Here is a 13653-nt window from a genome sequence, read left to right on the forward strand (position 1 = left end):
ATACACAAAAAATTGTTTGAAGTGTTTCGGACAATATCAATTCAACGCCGACTTCAGCAGTTTCCCCATCTCTGCGGGATTACGCGTCACCCGTATCCCGCATTCCTCCATCACCGCAAGTTTCTCTTGCGCCGTTCCCTTGCCACCGGAAATGATTGCGCCGGCATGGCCCATGCGCTTGCCGGGCGGCGCGGTCACACCGGCGATAAAACCGACGACGGGCTTGCGCATATGCTCTTTTACCCAGCGCGCACAATCCTCTTCGTCTGTGCCGCCGATTTCGCCGACCATCAGCACCGCTTCGGTTTCTTCATCGTCATTGAATAATTGCATCACATCAAGGTGTTTCAAGCCATTGACCGGATCGCCACCGATCCCGATACAGGTCGACTGTCCGAGCCCCTGTTCCATCAATTGCGCGACCGCTTCATACGTCAACGTACCCGAGCGTGAAACCACGCCGATACGCCCTTTTTTATGGATGTAGCCAGGCATGATGCCGATTTTGATTTCATCGGGCGTAATAATGCCGGGACAGTTCGGGCCGATCAGGCGCGTTTTCTTACCCTGCATTTTATAACGCGTACGGATCATATCGCGTACCGGAATACCTTCAGTAATACAGATGACCAGATCGAGCTCCGCTTCAACTGCTTCATCAATCGCCGCGGCGGCATACGGCGGCGGCACATAAATTACCGACACGTTGCCCCCCGTAGCATCCTTGGCTTCCTCGACCGTGCCATAGACCGGAACACCTTCAAAATTTTCACCCGGTTTGCGCGGATTGACGCCGGCTACAAAACACGACCCGCCATTGGCGTACTCCCGGCACATGCGGGTATGAAACCGGCCCGTTTTTCCGGTTATTCCCTGCGTTATCACGCGGCTGTTCTGATTGATGAGGATGGACATGAATCACAACTCCTTCAATGAATAAATCGAATGATCAAGTAACAGTTCAGACACCTTCAGCCGCCCTGACTGCTTTTTGCGCCGCATCCGCCATATTTTCGGCCGCAATGACGGCCAGACCGGAATCCGCCAGAATCTGCTTGCCAAGCCTCACATTGGTGCCTTCCAAACGCACTACCAGCGGCACTGTTAACCGCACTTCACGTGCCGCCTGTACTACGCCTTCCGCGATCACATCGCAGCGCATAATACCGCCAAAAATATTGACCAGAATTGCTTCTAGCCTGGGGTTTTTCAACATCAGCTTGAACGCTTCAGTCACTTTATCCGCCGTCGCGCCGCCGCCGACATCGAGAAAATTCGCCGGATTACCGCCATAGAGTTTAATGATATCCATCGTTGCCATCGCAAGTCCGGCGCCATTGACAAGGCAGCCGATATTGCCGTCGAGTGGAATATACGACAAATCATGTTCCGATGCCTTGACTTCGAGCGGGTCTTCCTCATCAAGATCGCGTAACGCGATTATATCGGGATGACGGAACAGTGCATTATCGTCAAAATTCATTTTCGCATCCAGCGCAAATACACGACTGTCAGCCGTCAGCACCAGCGGATTGATTTCCACCAGCGATGCGTCTTTGTCGTCAAACGCTTTGTACAACGCTTTGAACAGCGCTACCGCTTCGCTGTGGCTTGTATCAGGAATGCCTGTTTTCACCGCGATCTCCAGCGCCTCACCATCAGTCAGGCCTGCAATCGGATCAATCAACAGCTTGTGGATTTTTTCTGGTGTTTCGGCAGCTACCTGTTCGATATCCATGCCGCCTTCGGCGCTTGCCATCAGGCACACACGCTGGCTGCCGCGGTCGACCACCATACCGGCATAATACTCATTGGCGATATTGACACCTTCCTCGATAAACAACCGCCGCACAGTCTGTCCTTCCGGTCCGGTCTGATGCGTTACCAATTGCATGCCGAGCATGTTCCCAGCCAGTTCTCGCACTGCTTGCAACGACTTCGCAATCTTGACGCCACCACCCTTGCCACGCCCGCCGGCATAGATCTGCGCCTTCACAACCCAGGTATCACCACCCAGTTCCCGGGCAGCTTTCACCGCTTCATCAACACTGAAACTGGCAATACCGCGAGGCGTCGTCACACCATATTGCCGCAAAATTTCCTTGGCCTGATATTCATGAATTTTCATAACATGGATAATTGAATGAATTAATTGTTTTGATGTCCGTCAGTATAACGCACAATAATTTGACGGTAATCCCTCTGCTATTAACCTAAGCTAAAAGTAATAGTAATGATGCGTTTTATATTATGACCCATACACAGACTTATACAACAACTGCACCAGCCAGAACTTCGGTAAAACTTATTCCATGAGTACAAACCGTACTTTCGTTAGAACCCATGAAAACCAGCAGGCATCATAATGACAGGCCAAAATCCAGCGTACTGGTGCAATATTGGGTTAGCGCCTGTCGCGATTCGCTGCCAATGCTGGCCAACCAAAGCCGATGGTTCTTATCAAGCCACTAAAACTGCTGGCCGGGCATCAACTGAAAGTCATTGATGACTGGGGCAGCGGTCCCTAATAAAATATTTTTTATCTAGTGCTCTATCAATATGATATTGCCGGGTTCAGTGAGTTTGTCAGCGTACATGACAAGACGTGCCTTGCAGGCAATAGTCATTCTATTGTCAAAAGGCGCAACGCAGACCATGGACGCTGACAAGCTCACCCACAGGGCGCTACCGTAGTGCTCTGCAACTGCGTTACAGTACTTGAAAAGGGAGCAGCCCTTTCCTGCGTGCTGCGCCTTGTTGCATAACAGCACGGTAACGCTGTACCAGGCAATATCATATTGATAGAGCACTAGTGGTCGAACCCTTGAATCCTTCAGCCACGCGAAAGTAGACCCGCCTTAAGAATACGCCATTGCCGCGAATCGTACGGCACTGAATTTCATCGGGTCGAATCAACATTTGTTTTAAATCATCACCCGCCCTGATTTGCTCAAGATGATCCGGCTTCATGCCAATCTGAATAATCGGCCGATTTGTGCGCGGCTGTGATGGAAACCAATAGCTGTACATCGCACCGCTGTCACCAAACAGATTACGTGAACGAATATCGAGATTGCCACGCGTATGATTATAAAAATACAAACTGCTTGCAACCGACCATTTACTCATTCCAACGACTATTGGTTCCATTCCGGTCTGCTGCCTGACTTCTTCAGCAATCTGTTCAACCACTTGTGTTGTTTCACGCCAGAAATAATGTTCAGTAAACAAATGATACGGTATGCCGGGTATTCCCAGGACAAGATAATGCAGTATAAACGCATAAACCAGCAAGCAAATCGTGATTGTATGTTGCCAGGCACGTTGCAACCAGCGAGCAAATTGGTTCACGCCTTCCGTCTGGCCAAGCATCCAGGCAATAGCCGGCAACACTGCCAGCCAGATAGGGCCTGTCCAATGAAACTTCGGATGATCGAACGTGCTGAATACCAGAAATATCAAAAACGGCACCCCGGTCATGATTTGTATAAACAAGCGCTTTCTGTTCCGTATCATGCATTGATCCACCTCCTGATTACAGCCGCTATTTTGAATCAGTGCCAGAACTGCAGCAATGAAGCCTGTAGGCGTTAACAGAATCATGATATAAATCAGTAGGAAGTGCACCGAAAACTGATTACTGTTTGCTGTATGCCGGGTTGATTGAAATACAAAAGATACCCAGTCATGCTGGTAATTCCAGATCAGCACTGGTGAAAAAACAGATAATGCAAGAATAACGGTCAAATAAGGGTGCGGCCGCACCATCCACCGGCGCGCAACCGGATCGATCAGCACAAAAACCAGCGCGGCCAGCCCCAGCAAACCCAGCGTATATTTAGACAGTAATCCGAGACCAAATGCAACGCCCATACCCAGCCATGCCGTCTGCTGGCCTGCGACCAATGCGCGTTCCATAAAAAAAAGCGTTGCCATCCAGGCAGCAGCCAGCGGCGCATCCGGCGTCATTAAAAATCCGGATGCAAAGCCCATCGGCAGTACAGAAAACAGCAATATCGCCCGCAATGCGGTTGATTTATCGTATAGATTTTTTGCATAAGCATAAAGAAAACCCATAGCGGTCAGACTGCAAACGAAAGCCCCTGCGCGAACACCCGCCTCGTTATCGCCGAAAACAGCAGTACCCAGCCAGATCAGCCAGGCCACCATGGGCGGATGATCATAAAAACTCAGATCCATATGCTGCGCGTACTGCCAATAGTAAGCCTCATCCGGAATAAGTTGCACGAGCCCCAGATAGATCAGTCGTAACAGAATACAAAATGCTACGACACCGATGGCAGCGACACGCCAACGCATATTTTGTGATGGCAAATGCTGCTTGTTTGGAAAAACGTAAAAAGCGGAACCTAAGTAATTAACCAGCGCAGTTACAGCAATAGCCGGAAATATGGCCAGAGGCGGTGGCGCGTGCAGCATATAGACAAACAGCGCCAACACACCGCCGCGCAGCAAAAGCGCGAGCGTACCTACTGTAAAAAAACGTAAGAACTGTGCCCATTGCAGATGGTGTGTATTGCAGGAACGGAATGACCAGGTTGCGTTCATCGCATAGTTCACCCCTACCGCAATAAAGAAACTGACGATGTGGGCCAGAGCGAGTCCGGCTTCACGACTGATCATCCACTGAAATACAAGGATGTCCGCCACCATGCCGAGCAACCCGACCACTGCAAAACGCCCGGCAGTGCCAATCGATACCGACCCGCCGGCCAACGTCATTAGACGCTGCAAATAAACCAGCTGATGCGAAAATGACAGCTTGGACGCACCATGCGCCCTATCACGAAAACAGATTGGAATTTCTTTGACCCGCAGATTACCGTCGTTGGCCATCAGAATTTCAAGCAAAAGTTTGTAGCCGTGAGCCCGTTTTGAAACAGTCGCGGCAAGTTCACGCCGGAATGCAAAAAAACCTGAAGTCGCATCACTGACATCACAAAAAGGACGGGCCAGCCAACCACCTATCCGGGACAGCATATGTCTGTAAAAAGTCCATCCCTGAATACCGCCACCGTTTATATAACGGCTGCCAATCACCACATCGTATTGACCATGTAACAAAGGGACTACCAAAGTTTTTAACTGCTCATACGGATGGCTCAAATCGGCATCCATAACAACAATAATATCGCTCCGCGCCGCATCCGTTCCGGCCAGAACCGATGCCGTCAAATCGGGCTTGCCAGACCTTTCAATCAAATATACGTTTGTATGGTTCTGCCAAGCGCGTATTTTTTCCGGCGTGCCATCGTCTGAATTATCGTCGACAAAAATAACTTCAAAAGTGTTGGGTGGAATGTTTAATGCGAAAAGACGAGCCAGCAGTAAATCGATATTTTCAACTTCATTCAGTGTAGGCACAACGATCGAAAATTGCGTCATACAGATTTACTGAACACAAATTTATACTTTTTATTTAACATCTCTAATTATTTGCCGCCTCTGATACTTGTTCACAGCGCGGTTGTGATCTGCAAGATTGGTGGAAAACTGTGACTCGCCATTCCCTTTTGCCACAAAATAGAGCGAATCGGTCGTTGCAGGATTGACTGCCGCATAGATTGATGCAAGACCGGGCATGGCAATCGGAGCCGGCGGCAGGCCGGAGCGCGTATAGGTATTGTAATCATGATCCGTCTGCAGATCTCTCTTACGCAAATTGCCGTCAAATTGGTCCCCAAGACCGTAAATCACGGTCGGATCCGTTTGCAAACGCATGCCAATCCGTAACCGATTGATAAAAACGCCTGCAATTTCCGCCCTGTCGCTATCCATTCCAGTCTCTTTTTCGATAATAGATGCCAGTATCAGCGCCTCATAAGGCGATTCCAGAGGAAGTGATTCCATCCGCTTTGACCAAGCTGCCTGTAAGTGATTCTGCATAGTTTGATAGGCACGCTGCAACACCTCCACATCAGTACTGTTTTTAACAAAATAATATGTATCGGGAAAAAAAAGACCTTCTGCCGACTTTTCACTGGCACCGATTAACGCTAATATTTCCTCATCACGCAACCCAACCGTTGTATTACGTATGCCCGGATGCGCATACAGCGCCTCTCTGAATTGAGAGAAGGTCCAGCCTTCAATGAATCTGACTTCATTCTGCCGGACATCACCTTTAATCAGATATTTCAGCAAAGCTATCTGGGTAAATTCTTCGGTCAGATGATAGTCGCCCGCCTTAACTGCCGATTCTTTGTTAAGTAAACGTGATAATAGAATGAAAGACCATCTGTCGGGCAGAATACCTTCATCAACCAGTTGTTTACTAATCTGTTTTAAGTTGCTGCCCGGTTCAATTGAAAACTCATAAGGCACTACTGGCAGTGAAATATTGCGGTGATAATGATAATAGAGCCACCCTATGATCAGAATGGCCATAAAAACAAGACCGAGCAGGAAAACAAAAAGGCGTTTGAGCGTAAGCATTCGCCGGCGACTGGTTTAATCTATGCTTTTCGGAATACTAGTGTGCCATTGGTGCCACCAAAACCGAAAGAATTAGATAATGCAACATTAATCTTCATATCCCGCGCTTCATTCGCCACATAATCAAGATCGCATTGCGGATCCTGATTGTCAAGATTGATGGTCGGCGGTGATATCTGATGATAAACGGCCAATGCAGAGAAAATTGCTTCAACCCCACCTGCAGCACCCAGCAAATGTCCGGTCATGGATTTTGTCGAATTTACTGCCAGCTTCTTGGCGTGCTCACCAAAACAACGCTTTACAGCAATTGTCTCTGCAATATCGCCCAACGGGGTCGATGTGCCATGCGCATTGACATAGTCAACCTCGGATGGATTCATTCCGGCATTTTTGAGTGCATTCACCATACACCGTGCAGCCCCTTCCCCGTCTTCACTTGGCGCTGTCATATGGTAGGCATCCGCACTCATACCAAATCCTGCCAGCTCAGCATAGATAGTTGCACCCCTGCGTTTGGCGTGTTCCATTTCTTCCAATACCAATACCCCAGCACCTTCCCCTAACACAAAACCATCGCGTGACAAATCCCAGGGCCGGCTTGCGGCTGCCGGATTATCATTACTCACCGACAATGCTTTTGCAGCAGCAAATCCACCAATTGCCAGCGGCGTTACACAGGATTCAGCCCCTCCGCAAATCATGATATCTGCATCGTCATATTCAATCATTCGTGCGGAATGTCCAATACTGTGCGTAGCCGTGGTACAAGCGGTCACGATCGCAAGGTTGGGTCCTTTGTAGCCGTATTTGATGGATAAATTACCTGAAATCATGTTGATGATTGTGCTTGGAATGAAGAAAGGTGAAATTTTTCGTGGTCCACCCTTATGATATGCTTCATCGGTACTCTCAATCATGGGCAAACCACCTATGCCCGAACCAATATTCACGCCGATACGTTCGGCTTCCAGATCGGATATATCCTCTATATCCGCGTCTTTTATAGATTGTATCGCTGCTGCAATACCATAATGAATGAACACATCCATACGGCGCGCTTCTTTAACGGGCAGATATTCACTGACATCGAAATTTTCGATTTGACCCGCAATTTGTGAGGAAAAAACTGATGCATCGAATCGTGTGATACGGCCAATCCCGGATTTGCCAGTTACGATATTCTTCCAAGCTGTAGAAACTGTATTACCAACGGGTGAGATAATACCCATCCCGGTTACAACCACCCTGCGTTTGAACAAAATGACTCCGCTAAGTAAGAAGTATAAGAATTAATTCTTAGTTATTTGCGTTATTATTGACGTAGTCAATTGCTTCCTGCACGGTATTGATTTTTTCGGCTTGTTCGTCTGGAATTTCGCATTCAAATTCTTCTTCCAGCGCCATTACTAACTCCACTGTATCCAGTGAATCCGCTCCCAAATCGTTTACAAATGATGATTCATTCTTGACTTCATCCTCTTTTACACCAAGCTGCTCAGCTACGATTTTTTTAATGCGCTGTTCTACGTTTTCCATTTAAATGCTTCCTTCTAAATAAGAAAAAGATTTTTGATATAGTAACAAATTTTAAAACTCTGCAAAACTAGAACATGGCTTGCGTCGGTGCCGGCAGTAAAAAATTCTACAGAGTGTCTGCTTAAAAGAATTACATGCAATGATATTCAATTGGATTGCTAATCCATATACATACCACCATTTACATGCAAAGTTGAACCAGTAATATAACCTGCTGCAGAAGAGGCTAGAAAAGCAACTGCCGACGCAACCTCTTCAGATTTTCCCAGCCTGCCAAGCGGGACGTGCTGAACCAGGCTTTGCTGTTGCCCGTCGCTAAGCGCCCGGGTCATATCGGTATCGATAAAGCCTGGCGCCACACAGTTTACCGTAATATTACGGCTGCCCACTTCGCGCGCCAGTGATTTACTGAAACCGAACATAGCCGCCTTTGCAGCCGCATAATTTGCCTGCCCAATGTTACCGACGGCGCCCACTACAGAAGAAATATTAATAATGCGTCCATAACGCGCCTTCATCATGGCACGAAGTACTGCTCGGCTTAATCGGAACGCCGATTTGAGATTAGTTTCCATAATATCGTCCCATTCTTCGTCTTTCATGCGCACCAGAAGGTTATCGCGCGTAATACCCGCATTGTTGATCAAAATTTCAATTTCACCAAATTTCTCACGGATAGTTTCAACAGTACTGTCGATTTGATCGGCATCATTCACATTTAAAACAATTCCCGCTCCCCGGATTTCTTCATTTTCCAAATATAAGTCAATTGCTTTCGCGCCATTTTGTGTAGTTGCCGTACCAACCACAATCGCACCCTGCGATCCGAGCTTCTGTGCGATCGCCTGTCCGATACCGCGACTGGCGCCTGTTACCAACGCAATTTTATTTTCCAAATCATGCCTCCATAAAATCCATCCTGACACACTCGATATGCTAAGTTTTGCCAATCTTGGTTACGAAAGAACGGTACGCGCTTGATTGACTGTATCGCCGTCGAAAAACGACAGATACTGCAGATTGCGGTCAATACGCTTATTAAGTCCGGTTAATACATTTCCAGGGCCGCATTCAACAATATGCGTAACTCCCTCAGCAGCAATTGCTTTTATCGTATCGACCCAGCGAACAGGACTGTACAGCTGATTCGTCAGCATCATTCTGATTGTATCCACATCATCATGCACTTGCACATCAGCATTATGTAATACAGGAATATCGGGCAAACGCAGGTTAGTCTGTGCAAGCCGCTGTTGCATTTTTTCTGCTGCCGGTTTCATTAGCCGGCAGTGCGACGGAATACTCATCGGCAGCATTACAGCCCGTTTTGCGCCTTTCTCCTTGGCTATTTCAATCCCTTTCAGAACTGCACTTTTATGTCCGGCAACAACCACTTGACCCGGCGAGTTATAATTCGCGGCTTCCAGAGATTCTTGCGCGCTTCGCGCTGTGACATTATGACAAACCGCTTCAATAACCGCATCTTCCAAGCCCAGTATTGCTGCCATACCGCCGACGCCTTCCGGAACCGATCGTTGCATCTCCTGCGCACGGAAGCGCACTAATTTAAGCGCATCTGCAAAACCAAGCGATCCTGCCGCAACCAATGCTGTGTATTCACCTAAACTGTGACCAGCCAGGAGTATCGGCCGACTGCCACCTAATGCCAGCCAACTCCGGTATACAGCAATGCCTGCGGTCAGCATCAATGGCTGCGTATTCACCGTCAGATTCAGAAGATCAGCCGGGCCTTCATTGACCAGCGACCAAAAATCCTGCCCAAGGACATCGGATGCTTCAGAAAACGTTTCATGTATAGCCGGCAGTTCTTTATACTTGCCCATCATGCCGACCGATTGCGAACCCTGACCGGGAAAAACAAAAGCGAATTTCACTGACATTACCAGCGGAGTAACACCGCACCCCATGTAAAACCGCCGCCGACACCTTCCAACAGCACAAGCTGGTCCTTACGAATGCGCCCATCTTTAACCGCGATATCCAATGCCAAAGGAATGGACGCAGCAGAAGTGTTACCGTGCTTATCAACGGTAACGACAACTTTATTCAAGGGTATGCCCAGTTTTTGTGCAGTTGAGCGGATGATACGGATATTGGCCTGATGCGGGATCAACCAGTCGATATCCGAAGGTTTCAGTTTATTCTCTTCAACAGCCTCAAGCACCACGTCTTCCAGAACTTTTACAGCAAATTTAAACACCGTACTGCCTTCCATATTAATGTACGGGTTGCCCTGAACAGCGCCACCCTCAATGCTGCCGGGAACAGATAACACATCCTTATAACTGCCGCTGGCGTGTAAATGACTTGATAAAATACCGGGCCGATCACTTTGAGATAGCACAACGGCGCCAGCACCATCACCAAACAGAACACAGGTGCTGCGATCATCCCAGTCAAGTATTTTGGAATAAATCTCACTGCCGACCACCAGCGCATTTCTGCATTTTCCAGAGCTGACAAACTGGTCGGCAGTAGCGAGCGCATAAACAAAACCACTGCAAACCGCCTGAATATCAAAAGCCGGACAATTATCCACACCGAGCTTGTTCTGCAGAATGCACGCTGTACTCGGAAAAATCATATCCGGTGTCGTCGTCGCCACAATAATCAGATCAATATCCCTGTTGGTAATGCCCGCTGCTTTGATGGCTTCCTGACTGGCATACAAAGCCAGATCGCTTGCCTTCTGATTTTTTTCCGCAATATGACGTTGTGTTATTCCTGTACGTGACCGGATCCATTCATCACTGGTTTCCACCATATTTTCCAAGTCATGATTGGTCAGAATTTTTTCAGGTAAATAGCTGCCAGTTCCTGTAATTTGTGAATACATTGCTTATCAATTATCTTAAGTGCACGCGTACGGCCGCAAATCCATTCAGGGTTGTTGGGAGAGTTCAGCCACACGTTCGCTGATACGACGTAACATTCCTCCCCGTACTTCGTCTGCAGCGCGTTTTATCGCAGCAGTAAACGCGATGGTATCAGCAGAGCCATGACTTTTTATCACAATACCTTTGAGTCCAAGAAAACTTGCGCCATTATACTGACGATGATCAACCCGGCGCTTGAAAGCGTTGATTGCCGGCACGGCAAAAACACCCGCCAGTTTTGTCAATAAGTTGCGTTTAAATTCTTCCCGCAAATAAGTTGCCAGCATTTGTGCCAGCCCCTCGGATGTTTTTAGCGTAACATTCCCAACAAAACCATCACAGACGACAACATCCGTCGTTCCTTTATAGATATCATCACCTTCTACATTACCATAAAAATTAAGCCCGCTACCACGAAGCAGATCAGCTGCCTGTTTTACAACATCATTACCTTTAATTTCTTCTTCGCCAATATTCAGCAACCCGACACTGGGCGCGGTTTTATGTTCAATGGAAGCCACCAGGGACGCGCCCATTACGCCAAACTGCAGCAAATGCTCAGCGGTACAATTTACATTGGCGCCCATATCCAGTACATACGTATGTCCGATTATGGTCGGCAAAACCACCGCCAATGCCGGACGGTCGATTCCCGGAATCGTCTTCAAAACGAAACGCGATGTAGCGAGCAACGCACCAGTGTTACCGGCACTGACGCATGCCTGCGCCTCTCCTGTTTTAACCAGATTGAGCGCGATACGCATCGATGAGTCTTTTTTGTTACGTAATGCCAGTGCCGGCGATTCATCCATACCAACAACTTCGCTGGCCGGATGAATCCGCATCCGCGGACCGGATTTAAGTTTTTCCGCCTGCAGTTCCGCTTCAATAGCTTCCGGGATGCCCACCAGAATAATATTGGATTCACGATCATGACGCAGAAAACCAATTGCCGAAGGCACTGTCACATGCGGACCATGATCTCCCCCCATGCAATCTATCGCAACGGTGGTGTTCAATTTCGTAGCCTTTCTGGCCGACTGTATATCAACACTTGAAATGAAAAAACAGAATCAAAAGATCGACTAATCGTCAGATTTTGTGTTTACAACTTTTTTACCGCGATAATAACCATTTGGACTGATATGGTGGCGCAAATGTACTTCGCCGGTACCCGGCTCTATCGCTAACGGCGGATTTTTCAGCGCATCATGCGATCGGTGCATACCACGCTTTGACGGTGATTTCTTATTTTGTTGAACAGCCATATATTTATAACTCCTTATTCAAATAACTATACCTTTTTCAGCTTCTTCAGAGCTGCAAACGGGTTTTCAGAATCTGTATTTTCTATCGTTTTATACCGCTTTGGATTATAGATATCACACTCACCTTCCTTATGACGTGAGGATATTGCCAGACTCAATATGATTTCTTCCTCAATTAAATTCTGCACATCCATATCTGAAACCGCCAACATTGCATCTACAGATTCACCTTCATCTGCCTGTATTAATTCAGCCTCAGTTTCCACCAATACCAGTGACCTCTCTATCGCCAGCGGTTGGGTCAAGCTGCCCAAACAACGCTGGCAGCTAAGGTTCATTTCGCCTTTTATCCGCAAAAACAGATACGGTTTGTTATCCTGGCCAATGTCGCCATTGATCCAATAATCGATTTCACCACTGTTTTCATGAAGAAAATCCTGTACACGATCCAGATCAGAGAGCAGTATTTTACCATGACGCTTTCCTGCTTTGCGCACAAAATCAAGAGCATCGATTACAAATCGCACAGACATAAGGCGCGCATGTTATATTCTTTGTCTTTAAGTGTCAAAAAATGTAAATGGATGTTTTAAACAAAAAAAAAATTACACGTACCATTGTACTGGGCTCCAGCTCCATTTATCGCAAGGAATTACTGAAGCGATTACAAATACCATTTGAAACGGCCAGCCCTGAAATTGATGAATCGATACTACCCGACGAAGCGCCCGAACAAACTGCTCAGCGCCTGGCTGAAGCCAAAGCCCAAGCCGTAGCCAAATTATATGAACAAGCACTGATTATCGGCTCCGACCAGGTTGCTGTTTTCAACGGCACACATCTGGGTAAGCCGTTGACCTATGCAAATGCATTCATGCAACTGCAACTGATACGTGGCAATGAGGTCACTTTCTTTACAGCATTGTGCTTGCTGAACAGCCATACAAGCCAATTACAGACTCGTGTAGTACCTTACCATGTCAAATTTCGGCAACTGAGCGACCAGCAGATCAAAAACTACTTGGATAAAGAACAACCGTTTCACTGTGCAGGAAGCGCAAAATCAGAAGGCCTCGGAATTGCATTAATGCAATACATGCGCGGTGACGACCCTAATGCACTCATTGGTTTGCCGCTGATTACGCTCATAGAAATGTTTAGCAATGAAGGAATTAAAATTATCTAACTCCCGCGCAGTTCGAAACGATTAACCTGAATATTGCATCAGTTGCTGGAATTTAAGCGCTGAACTGTTTTAATTGAGCGTGCTCGCGGCCACAGACGCAGTTATTCTGCGGCACAGGGAGCATATGCGTTCAATCCAGGACAGGGCAAGTTAATAAAACGAAAATTAACTGCAAGGTACAGTATTGAATATTTTAAAGTACGAGAAGCGGCAGACAATGCGCACAAATCAATCATTAAACAAAAACAGTGGCCAATTACAATATAGACTCAATACTTGAGAGGATTTAACAGCTTTACGTTGCCGT

Annotated in this window: 13 protein-coding genes; 1 reads left to right on the forward strand and 12 read right to left on the reverse strand. The window is 47.3% G+C overall.

The features are described from left to right. Positions 1–36 precede the first annotated feature (36 nt). The 12 genes from sucD to BMY60_RS03105 all read right to left on the reverse strand — a co-directional run bounded on the left by sucD (position 37) and on the right by BMY60_RS03105 (position 12693). Positions 37–915, reverse strand: coding sequence for a succinate--CoA ligase subunit alpha (gene sucD / locus BMY60_RS03050; RefSeq protein WP_090331118.1), 879 nt, complete (start codon positions 913–915; stop codon positions 37–39). 46 nt (positions 916–961) lie between these two features. Then, the gene (gene sucC / locus BMY60_RS03055; protein ID WP_090331119.1) at positions 962–2128 is read right to left on the reverse strand and encodes an ADP-forming succinate--CoA ligase subunit beta; all 1167 of its coding nucleotides are present in this window, start codon (positions 2126–2128) and stop codon (positions 962–964) included. 665 nt (positions 2129–2793) lie between these two features. Further along, positions 2794–5406: a glycosyltransferase family 39 protein gene (locus BMY60_RS03060; protein ID WP_090331121.1), complete on the reverse strand. Its 2613-nt coding sequence runs from the start codon at positions 5404–5406 to the stop codon at positions 2794–2796. Between the two features lie 30 nt (positions 5407–5436). Beyond that, entirely contained in the window at positions 5437–6456 is a 1020-nt protein-coding gene (mltG, locus tag BMY60_RS03065) for an endolytic transglycosylase MltG (RefSeq protein WP_090331122.1), read from the reverse strand. A gap of 20 nt (positions 6457–6476) precedes the next feature. Continuing rightward, positions 6477–7718 (reverse strand): beta-ketoacyl-ACP synthase II, encoded by a 1242-nt coding sequence (gene fabF, locus BMY60_RS03070; RefSeq protein WP_090331124.1) that lies wholly within the window; start codon positions 7716–7718, stop codon positions 6477–6479. A gap of 37 nt (positions 7719–7755) precedes the next feature. After that, a complete protein-coding gene (gene acpP / locus BMY60_RS03075) occupies positions 7756–7995 on the reverse strand; it encodes an acyl carrier protein (protein WP_090331125.1) in 240 nt (79 codons plus the stop codon). Positions 7996–8153: 158 nt separating this feature from the next. Next, positions 8154–8891: a 3-oxoacyl-ACP reductase FabG gene (gene fabG / locus BMY60_RS03080; protein WP_090331127.1), complete on the reverse strand. Its 738-nt coding sequence runs from the start codon at positions 8889–8891 to the stop codon at positions 8154–8156. Between the two features lie 60 nt (positions 8892–8951). Then, positions 8952–9890 carry an ACP S-malonyltransferase gene (gene fabD / locus BMY60_RS03085; protein WP_090331180.1) on the reverse strand — a complete coding sequence of 313 codons (939 nt, stop codon included), beginning with the start codon at positions 9888–9890 and terminating at the stop codon, positions 8952–8954. A gap of 5 nt (positions 9891–9895) precedes the next feature. Beyond that, positions 9896–10852, reverse strand: a complete 957-nt coding sequence (locus tag BMY60_RS03090; RefSeq protein WP_090331128.1) for a beta-ketoacyl-ACP synthase III — start codon at positions 10850–10852, stop codon at positions 9896–9898. Between the two features lie 45 nt (positions 10853–10897). Then, a complete protein-coding gene (gene plsX / locus BMY60_RS03095) occupies positions 10898–11911 on the reverse strand; it encodes a phosphate acyltransferase PlsX (RefSeq protein WP_090331130.1) in 1014 nt (337 codons plus the stop codon). Between the two features lie 66 nt (positions 11912–11977). Then, a complete protein-coding gene (rpmF, locus tag BMY60_RS03100; protein WP_090331132.1) occupies positions 11978–12160 on the reverse strand; it encodes a 50S ribosomal protein L32 in 183 nt (60 codons plus the stop codon). A 26-nt stretch (positions 12161–12186) separates the two neighbouring features. Beyond that, a complete protein-coding gene (locus BMY60_RS03105; protein WP_090331134.1) occupies positions 12187–12693 on the reverse strand; it encodes a YceD family protein in 507 nt (168 codons plus the stop codon). A gap of 47 nt (positions 12694–12740) precedes the next feature. Between BMY60_RS03105 and BMY60_RS03110 the strand changes: the two genes are divergently transcribed. Further along, on the forward strand, positions 12741–13346 hold the full coding sequence (locus BMY60_RS03110; protein WP_177166557.1) for a Maf family protein: 606 nt from the start codon (positions 12741–12743) through the stop codon (positions 13344–13346). The last annotated feature ends 307 nt before the right edge of the window (positions 13347–13653 follow it).

Source organism: Nitrosomonas sp. Nm51 (assembly GCF_900111165.1).
Taxonomy (GTDB): Bacteria; Pseudomonadota; Gammaproteobacteria; order Burkholderiales; family Nitrosomonadaceae; genus Nitrosomonas.

Excerpts from the sequence above, each read along its gene's own strand:
- BMY60_RS03090 (WP_090331128.1), bottom strand. The coding sequence starts at position 10,852 with ATGTATTCACAAATTACAGGAACTGGCAGCTATTTACCTGAAAAAATT.
- rpmF (WP_090331132.1), bottom strand. The coding sequence starts at position 12,160 with ATGGCTGTTCAACAAAATAAGAAATCACCGTCAAAGCGTGGTATGCAC.
- sucC (WP_090331119.1), bottom strand. The coding sequence starts at position 2,128 with ATGAAAATTCATGAATATCAGGCCAAGGAAATTTTGCGGCAATATGGT.
- BMY60_RS03105 (WP_090331134.1), bottom strand. The coding sequence starts at position 12,693 with ATGTCTGTGCGATTTGTAATCGATGCTCTTGATTTTGTGCGCAAAGCA.
- mltG (WP_090331122.1), bottom strand. The coding sequence starts at position 6,456 with ATGCTTACGCTCAAACGCCTTTTTGTTTTCCTGCTCGGTCTTGTTTTT.
- BMY60_RS03060 (WP_090331121.1), bottom strand. The coding sequence starts at position 5,406 with ATGACGCAATTTTCGATCGTTGTGCCTACACTGAATGAAGTTGAAAAT.
- acpP (WP_090331125.1), bottom strand. The coding sequence starts at position 7,995 with ATGGAAAACGTAGAACAGCGCATTAAAAAAATCGTAGCTGAGCAGCTT.
- BMY60_RS03110 (WP_177166557.1), top strand. The coding sequence starts at position 12,741 with ATGGATGTTTTAAACAAAAAAAAAATTACACGTACCATTGTACTGGGC.
- sucD (WP_090331118.1), bottom strand. The coding sequence starts at position 915 with ATGTCCATCCTCATCAATCAGAACAGCCGCGTGATAACGCAGGGAATA.